The organism is Legionella gresilensis (genome assembly GCF_900639865.1).
GTDB classification, from domain to species: domain Bacteria; phylum Pseudomonadota; class Gammaproteobacteria; order Legionellales; family Legionellaceae; genus Legionella_C; species Legionella_C gresilensis.
Genome location: NZ_CAAAHX010000008.1, coordinates 23,244 through 38,475, shown reverse-complemented (window position 1 = coordinate 38,475; position 15,232 = coordinate 23,244). Strand labels below are relative to the sequence as shown.

The window sequence follows — 15,232 nt, the reverse complement described above, 5'->3', positions numbered from 1 at the left end:
GCAAGTTAATCATAAATTATTTCTACATTTTTTTTCAAAATAAACTATATTGAAAATATAATAACAATTTGATAAAAAATTATACAGATATTAACTGATTCAACTACGTGGAAAAAAAGATGAACTTACCAAGAGAATATGATCGAGAATTTGATGAAGATGCCCATTCTTATTCGGAATTTCCTATAGAAGAGGAAGCAGATTTAGCTCATAAAAAGCGTATACGCAAAATGCTTGAGGATAAGCTAGAGCGTAAACGCTTACGAGAATATATTGATGAATTAGATGGCGAATTTGATTGGGATGACTTAGAAAGCTAACTCTTTCCTTTGTTGTTTATTAGCTTGTAAGGTATTTTGCAGCAAAGTTGCTATAGTCATTGGCCCAACGCCACCAGGTACAGGCGTTATCCAGCCTACCTGAAGGCTTGCCGCATCAAAGTTAATATCACCTCTTAATTTACCATTATCTAGCCTATGTATGCCTACATCGATTACAACTTGCGATTTACTTAACCAATGAGGCTCAATCAAATCACATACACCTGTAGCGACCACAATAATATCGGCTAATTTAACGTGCGGTTCTAAATCAGTGGTAAAGCGATGACAAACCGTTACGGTAGCGCCTGCAAGTAAAAACTCTAAAGCCATAGGGCGGCCAACAATATTTGATGAGCCTATTACAACAGCATTTTTGCCACGTAGAGGAATATCATAAAAATCAAGTAGCTGAATAATACCAAAAGGTGTGCATGGCCTCAGAAGAGGAATACGTTGCGCTAAACGACCAACATTATAGGGATGAAAACCATCAACATCTTTAGAGGGGGCAATACATTCAATAATACGATCACTATCTATAGTCGTTGGTAAGGGAAATTGGACTAATATGCCATCAATATTGTTATTAAGATTCAATTCTTGGATTAAATCGACTAATTTTTCTTCTTTGGTACTTCCAGGAAGATTGAAAGCAACTGAGGTAATACCAGCTTCTTCGCAAGCCCGCCTCTTATTGGTTACATAAATTTCAGATGCTGGATCATCGCCAACTAAAATAACTGCTAAAGCTGGAGGAGTAATACCAGCCTTTTTTCTTGCTGATATTTCTTGTGCTACATCTGTCCTTAATTTTGATGCTAGTTGCCTACCATTTAAAAGAATCGCTTTCATATTAATCTACTTAATTAAGGTATAAGAATTATGTAGCACTAAGTGCTTTGATGCAATTTATAAGTGATTAGATTTATTCAGAAACTGCTATTGAAGGCCAATTTTCAACAGACATCGATTCCTCACTGGCCATTCCCGAAGAAGTCTATTTGATTTGAAAAGAGATTTGTAGTGAATTGGTTGAATAACAAGGATATAGATGTTATTTTCCAATAATTTAAATGGATTAGTCCTCGCAGGGAGCGCTGCTTGAAATTAAATTGTCTTGGTGCTGCGATTTTATCATTATCGCTACCTATATCAGTTTTTGGTATGGGAATGGGTGAGATAGAGGTACATTCGTATCTTAATCAGCCCTTTAATGCTGAGATTCCACTTACAGACATCGATGGGATTTCTTTAGATAACATAAGAGTAAATTTAGCATCAGTCGAAGAATATGCACGGATTGGCTTAACTTCTAATGAAATATTATCATTTCTAAGGTTTGCTGTAAAAAAAGATCCTAATGGCCAACCTATTATCGTTATTACTTCTACTGAACGAATTTCAGATCCTTACCTGCAAATTGTAGTTGATTTAACCTGGCCTTCAGGACAGATCTATCGCGCTTATACTATCTTATTAGATCCACCTGGTTATAAAGTTAAAAAGTCTAGGTTAGTAACGGATAGTAAAAAACTTAATATTAATAAAACAGATATTGGCGAACCTGGCGTTGTTGATAAGCCCGTTTATCAAGATATAAATGGTAAAATTAGTAATGAAACGTCGGAAGCAACCTATGGACCTACGTTAGCTAATGAAAGTATTTGGCAGATTGCTCAAAGATATAAAACTGCTGAGACGACCTTGCCACAAGTTGTATTAGCAATTGTTGGAGCAAATTTAGATGCTTTTAAGGAAGGCAATTTAAATGGCTTAAAAGTTGGTGAACGCCTTAAAATTCCTGCTAGTGAGCAGATAGTTCAAATACCTATCCAGTTAGCTGTAGAAGAAGTAGCTGCCCATGATCTGGCTTGGCAAGGTAAGCAAGAAATTAAGCATGTTATCTTTCCTCCTTATATTAATAAGTCTGCTACGACTTCTAAAGTTAAAGTATCAGGTACAATTTATTATGAATCTAAAATTGCGCCCATTCCAAAATTTAATTTAGAGACGACAAGTTTATCCAATGATGCAGCATCCTTACCAGCACCAGAAGTATTCTTTACTGCATCTAATACCGCCATTCCTTCCATCACCCAAAAATCGTCTAAAAAGTTATCTTCACAAAGCAGCGACGTAACTATTAGTGCAGGACTTGGTGTAACTTTGGCTGCAATTGATACTATACGCACAGAAAATTCCTTAATAAAAGATCAGCTAGATAAATTAAAAGCAGATAATAATCGGTTACAGCAGCAAGTGAAGAAACAGCAAAAGGAAATGGCAATTTTACAGGAACAGTTAAAAGTTATTATGCAGGAACGTCAGGGTTTGCATGCACAAACTAGTTCTTTGAATTCATCGGACGGTTTTCCTTGGCTATACTGGTTAATTATGGGTGGAAGTTCCATTGTAATTCTCTATGGGTTGCTTTACTGGCTTTGGCTTAGACGCCGTGAAGAGAAAGAACTCAATGAGGACGCTGAAACGACTATTATTGTTCCTCCTACTGTTAATAATTCTTATCTAAATAGAACAACATTGTCTGAAAATGACCATAGTCAAGCTAATGCTGAAATAACCGATGTAGAAGAATCGACAGAAGCTCCAAAAAATTCAGTGGTAGAGCCCTTAATTGTACAAAAGATGCAAGCAGACTCTCCTACTTTTATTACAGAGGATGAGCCAGTTCAAGTTGTTGAAAATAAGAAGGATAAAGAAAAATTAAAAAACACCCAAAGTGAACCGTTGGACTTAAGTCAACATAATGAAACTATAAAAACTGATCAGATTAATACACCTGTAAGTTTATTAAATAGTACAGACAGAGTCGAAAATGATGAGCCTCAGTCTGTAAATAATCAAATCACTGAAAAGCCACCATCTATTTCTCAAGCACCAGTAACACCGCCAGAATCAGCAAAGGCAGTAAGTATTGATGAAGTAAATAATAGTATAATGGCGGCTAATCCCTCTCAAGCAAGTTTAACAGAAAATAATACGCCTAGTGCAGAAATTAATACTGAACAAGAAAATAATTACTTAGCAAATGAATTAGGATCAGATGCTGAACAAGATTCCTTGATGCCCTCTGATGAACATGGTAATGATATCCAGCAGCCAACAGATTCACATATGCCATATAAGCTGAATAACGAAGGCGATTATGCTGTTGATTTTGAGCCTGGTTTAGATAAATTAATTCAACCTAAACCCAAAAAAATGATACGGGATGAGCAATCTTTAGATTTTGTGATTGATGAGCAAGTAGAAAATCTATTGAAGAATATCAAGCCTAAGGCGGACGCAACATCTGCAAACACTGAAACATCAGTACCTTTAGTAAATGAGGCATCTTTAGATACCAATAACGAGAATTTATCAGATTCTCATGAGACTTTAAATACTGAGCAAATAGGAAGTATAGATCAAATGAAGTCTAAAAATAACGCTGCTGAGAATGCCAATACAGACGATTCCAAATCTGAATCATCATTAGTTAAAAGCCAAGCGGCTTTAAATACCTTACTTTCTCTAGCGGAAACTTATATTGCTATGGAAGATTTTGAATCAGCTGAGCAATCCTTAGAAGAAGTCATAAAGTTTGGTAATGACGAGCAAAAAGCACAAGCGCAAAAGTTATTGGGAAAGTTAAATAAGTAAGCTATAGCATTTCACACTAAATTTCATATTGTGTAACAAGTTTGTTCGACTCCCTCATCTACTCCTAGGTACAATTCCTCGCCCTCACTCCTTTATGCTTTATCTGCAATTTAAGGGAAAAGGCTATAATTTTTCATAAACTCAATTAATTTATTCTATTTGCTAAGATATTCAGTAGTTTAGCGTTTATTCCCTAGACAAATATAGTATGGTGTTATACATTGGCCAATTTTAGTAGGAAATGCGTATGCGTATCGCCTTAGGGGTTGAATACGATGGAAGCCAATATCATGGTTGGCAAGCGCAAACAGGGTTACATACTGTACAACAAGTTATCGAAACAGCAATTAGTCGTATTGCAGATTGTAAGATAAATGTTGTTTGTGCTGGTCGAACAGATACTGGTGTGCATGCAACCAACCAAATTATCCACTTTGATTGTGTAAAAGAGCGGTCAATTCGTTCATGGATTCAAGGGGCTAATTCTTATTTGCCTAAAGATGTTTGTATAAAATGGGGCAAAGAAATGCCTGATAATTTTCATGCACGCTATTCAGCCTTATCACGTCAGTATCGTTATATTATTTATAATTCAGCTATTCGTCCTGCTTTGTTACGTGGCAATGTAACCTGGCAATATCGGCAACTAAATCATGTTCATATGCATGAGGCTAGTCAATATTTATTGGGAGAAAATGATTTTACTTCATTTCGTTCGGTAGAATGCCAATCCAATACGCCTATGCGTAATATTTATCATGTGCAGGTAACAAGACAGGGTGATTTAGTTATTATTGATATTATCGCCAATGCATTTTTGCATCATATGGTAAGAAATATTGCTGGTGTATTAATTGCAGTCGGTTCAGGAAAAAAACCCGTTATTTGGGTGCATGAAGTGTTAAAGGCTACCGATAGACGTTTAGGTGCTGAAACTGCGCCACCCTATGGATTATATCTAGTAAATGTTACTTATCCTAAAGAGTTTGGTATTATAGCTAACGCTTCTAATCCTTTATTCCTGTCGGAGCGTTAAATGCAAAGTTGTAAGACTAGGATTAAAATGTGCGGGATGACGCGCGAAGAAGATATTGTCCATGCAATAGCATTAGGTGTTGATGCTATTGGTTTAATTTTCTATAAAGGAAGTAAACGAGCGATTTCTATTACAGACGCTAAAAGGCTGATTACGCCTTTACCTTTATTTGTTAATATAGTAGCGGTTTTTGTTAATCCACAAGTGGAAGAGGTATGGCAAGTTATACATGAATTACCTATTCAGTGGTTACAATTTCATGGTAATGAATCAGAGGCCTTTTGCAACCAATTTAATTTACCGTATATTAAAGCGCTATCAGTAAAGGATAAAGATAAAGTAACTGAAATGATGAGCTTATATCCAAGTGCATCTGCTTTTCTATTAGATACGCCTTCCCCAAATGCTTATGGTGGCACGGGTATTACATTTGATTGGAATAATATTCCAAAAGAATGTTTAAAACCAATTATTCTAGCTGGTGGATTAACAGCAGCTAATATTAGGCAGGCTATAAGCAAGATATCGCCATTTGCTGTCGATGTGTGTAGTGGTATTGAGCAATCGCCAGGTATAAAAGATCATCATAAAATGATTCAATTTGTTAAAGCATTAAGAGAAAATTATGAATAAAGAACTCCCTGATGAAAAAGGGCATTTTGGTCCTTATGGTGGCATTTTTGTCGCAGATACTCTAATGCATGCCTTGCATGAATTACAAACGGCCTATACGACTTACCGGAATGATGAGAGCTTTTTAGAAGAGTTAAAAGAAGAGTTACGAGATTATGTCGGTCGTCCATCACCTTTGTATCTTGCCAAGCGATTAACCAGCATAGCTCAAGGCGCCAAAATTTATTTAAAAAGGGAAGATCTAAATCATACTGGTGCTCACAAAATAAATAATACGGTAGGGCAGGCGCTATTAGCTAAAAGAATGGGTAAAACACGTATTATTGCTGAGACTGGTGCAGGTCAACATGGCGTTGCTACTGCAACTGTTGCAGCGAAGCTTGGTCTTGAGTGTGTTGTATATATGGGTGCTGAAGATGTTAAGCGACAAGCAGTCAATGTTTATCGGATGAAATTACTCGGTGCCAAAGTTATTCCTGTTACTGCAGGGTCGCAAACATTAAAGGATGCGCTCAATGAAGCAATGCGTGACTGGGTAAGTAACATTGATAATACGTATTATATTATTGGCACTGTTGCAGGACCACATCCTTACCCACAAATGGTAAGAGATTTTCAAGCAATCATTGGCCAAGAAGTACGCCAACAATTTTTAGAAAAAGAAGCTTGCCTCCCGGATGCTTTAGTTGCTTGTGTTGGTGGCGGTTCCAATGCCATGGGCTTATTCTATCCCTTTTTAAATGATGAAAATGTGAAGATATATGGCGTTGAAGCAGGTGGAAAGGGTATTGAGACCGGTCAGCATTCAGCTTCTCTAATTGCTGGCAAGCCAGGTGTATTGCATGGCAACCGTACCTATCTACTTTGTGATGAATATGGGCAGGTTAGAGATACACATTCTGTATCTGCAGGCCTTGATTACCCTGGTGTTGGGCCTGAGCATGCTCATTTAAAGGATATAGGTCGTGCTCAATATGTAGCAATAAATGATGATGAAGCTCTCGATGCATTCCGGACTTTAACCAAAGTAGAAGGCATCATTCCAGCTTTAGAATCAAGCCATGCTGTTGCTTATGCCATGAAATTAGCTAAAACAATGCAACCTAATCAAAGTATTGTTGTTAATTTATCAGGCCGTGGTGATAAAGACATCCATACTGTAGCAAGTATTGATGGCCTTTGCATATAAATCAATGCTTGGTAATTGGAGTTTAAAATGAGTCGTATCGAAAAAACATTATCCGCTTTGCGAGCAAATAAAAAAAAGATGTTAAGCCCTTATCTGACTGCAGGTGATCCCTATCCTGAAGCAACTGTTGATTTAATGCATGCTCTCGTTGCCGCAGGTGCAGATATTTTAGAGCTCGGCATTCCATTCTCAGATCCAATGGCCGAAGGTCCTGTTATACAAGCAGCTATGGAGCGGGCGCTGCGTTATAATATAACCAGTGATGATGTATTAAAAATGGTAGAAGATTTTCGCCGGAAAGATAATGATACGTCTGTTGTACTTATGGGTTATACTAATTCAATTGAATATTATGGTTATGATTGTTTTGCCAAGCGGGCCAAAGAAGTAGGTGTTGATGGTACAATTTTAGTTGATTTACCGCCTGAAGAAGCAAAAGAAGTAACAGCTATTTGGGATTCCTATAATTTATATAGCATTTTTCTATGTTCACCTACAACAACCACTGAGCGTATGAAATTAATTAATCAATACGGCCGCGGTTATTTATATTATGTGTCTTTAAAAGGTGTTACAGGCTCAAATGCTTTAGATTTAACAAGTGTACAGGCGCTTTATCAGCAGAGAAAGGAACAAACTAATTTGCCTTTAATGGTTGGTTTTGGCATCAAAACACCTGCTGTTGCAGCACAAGTTGCTGAATTTGCAGATGGCGTCATTGTGGGAGCCGCTTTAATTAATCAAATTATAGAGGCCTATCAAGAGGATAAAGATATTTATACTGCAGGTGCAAGCTTAATTAAAGACATGCGACAAGCCATCGATAAGATAGAGTAAACCATGACAGAAATTAATGAAAAACGTACGCATTTTATTCGTCAACTGATAACAGATGATTTAGCCACAGGGAAACATCAAACAGTCATTACTCGTTTTCCACCGGAGCCTAATGGTTATTTGCATGTAGGCCATGCCAAGTCCATTTGCTTAAACTTTGGAATAGCAGAAGAATTTAAAGGAGATTGTTATCTTCGTTTTGATGATACTAATCCTATTAAAGAAGAGGATGAATATGTTAAAGCGATTATTGATGATGTTAAATGGCTTGGCTTTGAGTGGAAAGAGATAACTCATTCTTCGGATTATTATCAACAACTTTACGATTATGCTGTTATGTTAATTAAAGCTGGTAAAGCGTATGTCGATAGTTTGAGTATGGAAGAAATACGAGCTTATCGAGGCACCTTACAAGAGCCTGGGAAAGAGAGTCCTTATCGTAATCGACCTATTGAAGAAAACTTAGATTTATTTGCTCGTATGAAAGCAGGCGAATTTCCTGATGGCACTCATGTGTTACGTGCACGCATTGACATGCAATCAGGTAACGTTAATATGCGTGATCCAGTTTTATATCGTATTCGACATGCTCATCATCAACGCACGGGAGATGAGTGGTGTATTTATCCAATGTATGATTATGCGCATCCTATTTCTGATGCATTAGAAAAAATAACACATTCATTGTGTACACTTGAGTTTCAAGATCATCGGCCACTCTATGATTGGTTTATCGAAAATCTACCTGTACCTGCTAGGCCTGTCCAGACAGAGTTTGCTCGCCTTAACTTGTCACATACCGTTACAAGTAAACGTAAATTAAGGCAACTTGTGGAGCAGAAAATTGTTGAAGGTTGGAATGATCCTCGCCTGCCCACATTAAGAGGTATGCGCCAACGTGGTTATCCGCCGGCTGCAATTCGTCAATTTTGTGAAGAGATAGGACTTTCACGTAGCGATTCCGTGATTGACATGTCTATTTTAGAAGCTTGTGTACGCGAGGAATTAAATAAAACGGCTAAACGCGCACTATGTGTGCTTAATCCAGTTAAAGTTGTTATTGATAATTTCCTAGATGAAACTCAAGAGCTTTATCCAGCATATCATCAAAACAATCCTGATGCAGGAACCCGGTGCTTACCTTTTACACGTGAAATTTTTATAGAGCGCAGCGATTTTATGGAAGAGCCGCCCAAGGGGTATTTTCGTTTATCACCTGGAGCAGAAGTACGTTTAAGGCATGCATATATTATTCGTTGTATTAATGTCGTTTATAATGATAATAATGAAATCAAGGAAATTCATTGTACTTATGATCCTGACACTTTGGGTAAAAATCCTGAAGGCCGTAAAGTTAAAGGCGTTATACACTGGGTCTCATGTAATCATGCTCATAAAGTAACAGTTTATCAATACGATCGACTATTTAATGATCCAAATCCTGCGCGCGAAGAGAATTTCTTACAATTTTTAAATCCTGATTCAATGAAAGTGCAGGAAGCTCTATGTGAACCTTCCTTAGCTAATCAACCGTTAGGAGAAGTATTTCAATTTGAGCGTTTAGGCTATTATTGCGTTAATACATCTGATAAAAATAAAGTAACTGCATTTCATCGCGTAGTCGACTTAAAAGACACGTGGGGAAAAATAAGTTAACTGTTATTAGTTTTACTACTTGATAGTCATAACTGGCAATTCAAATGCTTAGAAAGAGAGGATCATGCTTTATTTATATAATTCATTAACTCGTAAAAAAGAAGTTTTTAATCCCATTACGCCTGGTAAAATTGGTTTGTATGCTTGCGGGATAACTGTTTATGACTATTGTCATCTTGGGCATGCTCGATCAATGGTTTGTTTTGATGTTATTGTAAGGTTTTTAAGAAGCCAGGGCTTTGCAGTAAAATTTGTACGTAACATTACAGATATTGACGATAAAATTATATTACGTGCTAGAGAGCGTGGTGTTTCTATTCAAGAGCTGACAGAACAATATATTCAGGCTATGCATGTTGATACAGCTGCCTTAAATATTTTAACACCAGATTTTGAGCCGCGAGCCACAGAGTATATAGATTCAATTATTAAGCTAATTGAGCGCTTGCTTGCTAAAGGATATGCTTATCAAAGTGCAAATGGTGATATTTGCTTCGAAGTTGAGCATTTTAAAGATTATGGCAAGCTATCTCATAAAGATTTAGAAGGTCTTGTTGCAGGGGCTCGTATTGAAGTAGTTAAAGAAAAGCACTCACCACTTGATTTTGTTTTATGGAAAAAAGCCAAGCCTGAGGAACCAAGTTGGTCATCACCTTGGGGAGAAGGGCGGCCTGGTTGGCATATCGAATGCTCAGCTATGGCTATGGATGCTTTAGGCGAGCAGTTTGACATCCATGGTGGAGGACTGGATTTACAATTTCCTCACCATGAAAATGAAATTGCTCAAAGTGAAGCTGCTAGTGACAAACCTTTTGCTAATTATTGGTTGCATGTAGGTATGCTGCAAGTTAATAATGAAAAAATGGCAAAATCAACAGGTAACTTTCTTACTATCCAAGATGTTTTGAAAAAACATCATCCTGAAGTGATTCGTTATTTTCTTTTAAGCAGTCATTATCGTAGTCCTCTTAATTACTCAGAAGATAATCTTCATAATGCTGCTAAGGCGCTATCAAGGCTTTATCAGACTATAAAAGAGGCTACTGATACGAATGAGAATGATGAGACATGGATAAATGAATTTAATAAGGCGATGAATGATGATTTTAACACGCCTATTGCTTTATCTATTTTATTTCAATTAAGTCATGAGTTTAATAAAACTAAAAGACCAGCACTAGCTAATACTTTAAAAAAATTAGCAGGTTTATTAGGTTTATTACAAAGTTCTCCTGCTGAGTTTTTGCAAGCTGAGTCGGCTGACGTTGATAAAGAATTTATAGAAAATCTAATTGAAAAACGCCGGGAAGCACGTGTTGCCAAAAATTGGCAGCAAGCTGATGAGATAAGAGAGACCTTGCTCAATCACAATATAGAACTAGAAGATGGACCAAATGGCACAACCTGGCGTAAGAAGCTAGTTGTTTGATATGTAAAGTGATGAGCAGCCTGGGCGAAATGTAGTGAAACCTGGGTTCCGGCCTTGCAGGCTTGCACGCAGGCTACTGGATAAAATCCTACCTACCACGATTTAACACCTACGTGCCGCGACTTGTCCGCAGCATCCAGAAATCAAATCTTCTAGGTGCCGCAAACCAGCCGTGATACTTAGAAGCAAGATTAAATTTAAAGGTAAAAGCTTACAAAGAACTAATAAGTTGCTGGTGGATCACTAGCAGGAAAGGTATCTTTTAATGTTTTATCATGTTCTTCTTCTCGCTTAGGATCCTTTTCGTCTTTTTTATTATTTTCAGGAAGCGGTTTTTTGGGATTTTTTTCTTCAGCCATCATTTCTCCCCTTTTTTAAATGCTTATTAAGTTGTTTGCATTACTATAAATACTACTAAGACTTATTATAAATAGCAAATTGAGCAAAATTTGATTAATGCTGACTTGTGACGCGTAAAATTTCTGCCAAAGAGGTATCTCCAGCTAATACTCGTTTAAAGCCATCTTGGCGAATTGTTGGAACTTGTGGACGTAAATAGTTATCAATCGTTTGCAAACTATCATTTCTATGAATCATTCCACGCAAGTTTTCATCAATAATAATTAACTCGTAAATGCCAGTTCGACCTCTATAGCCAAGTTGATTACAAAGATCACATCCTTTAGGTTCGCATACCTTTGAAATATCTATTTCATTTGTTATACCCATTAACTCTTTCTCATCATCACGTAAGTTATGAGGTGTTTTGCAGGCTGAACAGAGTTTCCTAACGAGCCTTTGCGCTATCAATCCTATAATACTTGAAGAAAGGAGAAAGGATTCTACCCCCATGTCTATTAACCGGGTTAAAGCCCCAAGTGCACTGTTAGTATGTAAGGTAGATAAAACTAAATGGCCTGTTAAACTTGCTTGCACAGCAATTTCAGCTGTTTCTAAATCCCGAATTTCTCCAATCATGACCACATCAGGGTCTTGACGGAGAATAGCTCTTAAACCTTTTGCAAAGGTCATTTGGACTTTGGTATTTACTTGTGTTTGCCCAATTCCTGGTAAATCATATTCGATAGGATCTTCGATAGTGAGGATATTGCGACTTACTTCATTTAATTCTGTAAGCATGGCGTATAATGAAGTAGTTTTACCAGAGCCTGTAGGGCCCGTCACTAAAATAATGCCATGGGGTTGCGAAATTAAGCCGCGGATAATTTGTAATGGCTTTGCTGCCATACCTAATAAACCTAAGTCAAGTTGTGCAGCTTGCTTATCTAAAATACGTAGCACAATCCGTTCACCATGGTTTGATGGCAATGTTGATACCCTAACATCAACGTTATGGCCACCAATACGCAGGGCAATCCGACCATCTTGTGGAATGCGTTTCTCAGCAATATCCAACTTTGCCATAACCTTAACACGTGAAATAACTAAGGGCGCAATAGCCCGTTGAATTTCTAAAACCTCATGCAAAACACCATCAACTCGATTACGTACTATGACCCGATTTTCATAAGTTTCAATATGAATATCAGAAGCTTTTTGCTTAATAGCCTGAGTAAATAAAGCATTTAATAAGCGAATGATAGGGGCATCATCCTGATTATCCAATAGGTCTTCGCTGGTAGGTAATTGACCTGCAAGCAATGATAAATCAATATCACCTTCCATACCTTCTGCAGCATCTAAAATGGACGATTTAGATTGATAATAATTAGTTAAATGCTGCTGAAACTCATTTTCGGTAACTTCTTTTAATTTAAGATCGCATTGTAAAAAACGTGTAACTTCAGCCAGCACTGATAAAGATGGGTTAGGCAAATGGAATAAAATACCATGGTTGTTCTCATCTACCGTTGCTATAACACCATTAGCTTTAGCAAAGGTATAAGGCAATTGTTTTTTTGGTAACTCTACTTGTTTTTCTGGCTCTATCATTTGGTCATAATTACTTTTTGCTGTACAGAACGACTAAATGGTGTTGGTAAGTCGGCTTCTTTCAGCGGTGGTAAAATCATTTTACTATAATTAGGGTCATAATCTTGTGAGCGTAAAAAAGCAAGCTCATCTTGCCTTAAATCATTATATTTTGAGCCTGTGACATGAACAGCGTCACGGGGTGTTCTTAAGATAATAGGGCGAATAAAGACCATTAAAACACGTTTCTCACGCGAGCGCACATTATGTTGAAAAAATCTGCCTAGGCCTGGAATATCGCCAATAATCGGAATACCATTGTTATCCGTTCCTAAGCTATCTTGTGTTAAGCCGCCCAAAACAACCACATTACCACTTTCAACATGTACAGCGGTAACAATACTACTAATTTTGAAAATAGGATTACTTAAGTCTAAAGCCGTTGACGGATCAATGGTGTCATTACCTTGGTCAATCTGTAAATGTATGCCATTACCGCGTGTAATCTGTGGTCTTACATATAAATGCAACGCGACATTCACCCGATCAAACGTAGTATATGGGCTCGCTACTGTAGTACCACCTCCATTGTTCGGATAAGATGTACTTGCTACAGAAATTTGTTTACCAACTAGAATTTTGGCTTGTCGATTATCTAGGACAACGACTGAGGGTGTCGATAAAACATTAGCTTTTCGCCTTTGTACTAAGCCATATAACTGCGCTTGGAAATTATCAATACTAATTTGCGAATTTATAATAGCAAATCCAGGTCTAAAGGGGGTAACAGGAGAATCAAATAGATTATCTCCCCTAGTACCAACACCAACACTTCCCCATTCAATTCCTAAACTATTGATATCTGCTGCATCAACTTCTGCTACTAATGCTTCTATTAATAATTGGGCAGGCCTAATATCTAATTGACTAATAACGTTTTTTAGAATTCGAATTAAACTAGTAGGGGCATTAATAATAATAGAATTAGTATTGGGTTCAGCAATAATTTGTACTGTAGGTTTGGTTGTCCCTTCATTTTGGGTAGTAGCGCCGCTGGTATTAGGCGTTGCTGAGGGATTAGCTGCAAAAGGTGCAGGTTGTGTTTGAGTAGTAGTAGTTGTTTGGTTGTTAGAATTGCTATTGGCGAGGTTAGAAGCAGGATTAGTACTATCAAGTTCCGGTCTTGTAATAGTGCCAATTGTTGTTCCTACATTACCACTAAAGTTAGCTTGGGCAACACCCGCTAAAATAGGAACTAAATCTTCTGCTCTTAAATAGCTTAAATAAACAACTTGGGTATTACTATTTGTGCCGTTGGGATTTTGCCTATCTAATTGAGAAATGAGCACTCTTAATCGCAGTCGATCAGTTCGGCTACCACTAATTAGAATAGAATTACTACGATCATCGGCTGCAAGCATGACCTGTGCGTGGCCAGCCATACCAGGTTGCGTTTTAATCAAATCTTTAAGTGTACCTGCAATATCCATAGCAAGGGCATATTTTAAAGGTACCATGTCTATGCCGTTTGCTGTTGAGGTATCAACCTGTCTGATAATATTAGCAAGCTGATGAATATTACTAGCGCGTCCTGATAAAATTAACATATTAGATGGGCCATAAGCCGATACATTACTCCATTGAGGCATGAGCGGTCTTAGAACGGGAATGAGCTGTTCAGCAGGTACAAACCGTACAGGAACAACCTCTACCATCATATCATCGCCGCGCGGTGGATGACGTAAGTCATCTAATAAGTCAGTGGACACTGTTTTGGCATCAATGTTAGGTACAATTTTAATGACCTGGCCGCTTGGAATAGCAGCATAACCTGATACTTGTAAAACAGATAAGAAAACTTGATATAATTCTTTATCAGAAATTGGCGTAGAGGATACTATTGAAATTTTTCCTTGTACGCGTGGATCAATAATAAAGTTTTTGCCAGTTACTCTTGATACTTCAGCTATAACGGCACGAATATCGGCATTTCTTAAATTCCATAACTTCTTTTCCACTACCGTGTTAATAGAGGGTATTGCAGAAGGAAGGGGAACTGTGGGAGGAAGGGCCGTTACCGGAGCTAAAGGAGTATTACTTCCACTTACTTCTTGTTGAATAGTTTTTGCTAATTCTAAATCTGTAATTGGACCAACGGTTACCACATAGAGCTTTTTAGCCTTATCAAAAACAACGCTTACCGGTTGTTTAAAAGTTGTAGACAGCTTAATCTTAAGCTGTTGGGCATTACTTTCATGGGGGAAAGTGCCAGCATCAACCATGTAAACTGTTTTGTTATCTACTCTAACTTTATTGATTTTAAAATCAGCAGCTTGTACAGCAGAAAAGCAAAACCCAATTAAAAGGATTAAAACAAATCTTCGCATTAACCGACCATTAAAGAAGCGATGCTACATCATAACCAAATTTGACTAGATACAATAGACTTTTTATTAATTCGCTTTAAAGTAAAAATTAAATGTTAATTAAAGTGGCTGATTTAATATTTAAAGTGCAATTTATAGGCTAGAATT

Annotated in this window: 12 protein-coding genes; 8 read left to right on the top strand and 4 right to left on the bottom strand. The window is 37.3% G+C overall.

Annotated features, from left to right (window positions below; all coding sequences use genetic code 11):
* Window positions 1-119 precede the first annotated feature (119 nt).
* Window positions 120-320: a hypothetical protein gene (locus E1P04_RS11045; RefSeq protein ID WP_131782969.1), complete on the top strand. Its 201-nt coding sequence runs from the start codon at window positions 120-122 to the stop codon at window positions 318-320.
* Here E1P04_RS11045 and folD read toward each other — a convergent pair.
* Window positions 309-1,175 (bottom strand): bifunctional methylenetetrahydrofolate dehydrogenase/methenyltetrahydrofolate cyclohydrolase FolD, encoded by an 867-nt coding sequence (gene folD, locus E1P04_RS11040; RefSeq protein ID WP_131782968.1) that lies wholly within the window; start codon window positions 1,173-1,175, stop codon window positions 309-311. The two genes, E1P04_RS11045 and folD, sit on opposite strands and share 12 nt — an antisense overlap.
* A 249-nt stretch (window positions 1,176-1,424) precedes the next feature.
* Between folD and E1P04_RS11035 the strand changes: the two genes are divergently transcribed.
* From E1P04_RS11035 to cysS, 7 genes are all read left to right on the top strand, one after another.
* Window positions 1,425-3,986 carry a motility hub landmark protein FimV gene (locus E1P04_RS11035; RefSeq protein ID WP_131782967.1) on the top strand — a complete coding sequence of 854 codons (2,562 nt, stop codon included), beginning with the start codon at window positions 1,425-1,427 and terminating at the stop codon, window positions 3,984-3,986.
* A 247-nt stretch (window positions 3,987-4,233) separates the two neighbouring features.
* Window positions 4,234-5,022 (top strand): tRNA pseudouridine(38-40) synthase TruA, encoded by a 789-nt coding sequence (gene truA / locus E1P04_RS11030; protein WP_131782966.1) that lies wholly within the window; start codon window positions 4,234-4,236, stop codon window positions 5,020-5,022.
* Window positions 5,023-5,655, top strand: coding sequence for a phosphoribosylanthranilate isomerase (locus E1P04_RS11025; RefSeq protein WP_131782965.1), 633 nt, complete (start codon window positions 5,023-5,025; stop codon window positions 5,653-5,655).
* Window positions 5,645-6,844, top strand: coding sequence for a tryptophan synthase subunit beta (trpB, locus tag E1P04_RS11020; RefSeq protein WP_131782964.1), 1,200 nt, complete (start codon window positions 5,645-5,647; stop codon window positions 6,842-6,844). The genes E1P04_RS11025 and trpB overlap by 11 nt, the downstream gene beginning before the upstream one ends.
* Window positions 6,845-6,871: 27 nt before the next feature.
* Window positions 6,872-7,681 (top strand): tryptophan synthase subunit alpha, encoded by an 810-nt coding sequence (trpA, locus tag E1P04_RS11015; RefSeq protein ID WP_131782963.1) that lies wholly within the window; start codon window positions 6,872-6,874, stop codon window positions 7,679-7,681.
* Between the two features lie 3 nt (window positions 7,682-7,684).
* Window positions 7,685-9,337, top strand: coding sequence for a glutamine--tRNA ligase/YqeY domain fusion protein (locus tag E1P04_RS11010; RefSeq protein WP_131782962.1), 1,653 nt, complete (start codon window positions 7,685-7,687; stop codon window positions 9,335-9,337).
* A 64-nt stretch (window positions 9,338-9,401) separates the two neighbouring features.
* Entirely contained in the window at window positions 9,402-10,766 is a 1,365-nt protein-coding gene (gene cysS, locus E1P04_RS11005; RefSeq protein WP_131782961.1) for a cysteine--tRNA ligase, read from the top strand.
* A 221-nt stretch (window positions 10,767-10,987) separates the two neighbouring features.
* Here cysS and E1P04_RS17680 read toward each other — a convergent pair whose 3' ends face one another.
* The 3 genes from E1P04_RS17680 to lspD all read right to left on the bottom strand — a co-directional run bounded on the left by E1P04_RS17680 (window position 10,988) and on the right by lspD (window position 15,085).
* A complete protein-coding gene (locus E1P04_RS17680; RefSeq protein ID WP_165482754.1) occupies window positions 10,988-11,128 on the bottom strand; it encodes a hypothetical protein in 141 nt (46 codons plus the stop codon).
* A 91-nt stretch (window positions 11,129-11,219) separates the two neighbouring features.
* The gene (gene lspE / locus E1P04_RS11000) at window positions 11,220-12,719 is read right to left on the bottom strand and encodes a GspE family T2SS ATPase variant LspE (RefSeq protein WP_131782960.1); all 1,500 of its coding nucleotides are present in this window, start codon (window positions 12,717-12,719) and stop codon (window positions 11,220-11,222) included.
* Window positions 12,716-15,085: a GspD family T2SS secretin variant LspD gene (gene lspD / locus E1P04_RS10995; RefSeq protein ID WP_131782959.1), complete on the bottom strand. Its 2,370-nt coding sequence runs from the start codon at window positions 15,083-15,085 to the stop codon at window positions 12,716-12,718. Before lspD ends, lspE begins: the two co-directional genes overlap by 4 nt.
* Window positions 15,086-15,232: the final 147 nt, after the last annotated feature.

Bases quoted from the DNA above. Each gene is read 5' to 3' on its own strand.
- cysS (WP_131782961.1), top strand. From the start codon at position 9,402: ATGCTTTATTTATATAATTCATTAACTCGTAAAAAAGAAGTTTTTAAT.
- E1P04_RS11010 (WP_131782962.1), top strand. From the start codon at position 7,685: ATGACAGAAATTAATGAAAAACGTACGCATTTTATTCGTCAACTGATA.
- trpA (WP_131782963.1), top strand. From the start codon at position 6,872: ATGAGTCGTATCGAAAAAACATTATCCGCTTTGCGAGCAAATAAAAAA.
- lspE (WP_131782960.1), bottom strand. From the start codon at position 12,719: ATGATAGAGCCAGAAAAACAAGTAGAGTTACCAAAAAAACAATTGCCT.
- E1P04_RS11025 (WP_131782965.1), top strand. From the start codon at position 5,023: ATGCAAAGTTGTAAGACTAGGATTAAAATGTGCGGGATGACGCGCGAA.
- E1P04_RS11045 (WP_131782969.1), top strand. From the start codon at position 120: ATGAACTTACCAAGAGAATATGATCGAGAATTTGATGAAGATGCCCAT.
- folD (WP_131782968.1), bottom strand. From the start codon at position 1,175: ATGAAAGCGATTCTTTTAAATGGTAGGCAACTAGCATCAAAATTAAGG.
- E1P04_RS17680 (WP_165482754.1), bottom strand. From the start codon at position 11,128: ATGATGGCTGAAGAAAAAAATCCCAAAAAACCGCTTCCTGAAAATAAT.
- lspD (WP_131782959.1), bottom strand. From the start codon at position 15,085: ATGCGAAGATTTGTTTTAATCCTTTTAATTGGGTTTTGCTTTTCTGCT.
- truA (WP_131782966.1), top strand. From the start codon at position 4,234: ATGCGTATCGCCTTAGGGGTTGAATACGATGGAAGCCAATATCATGGT.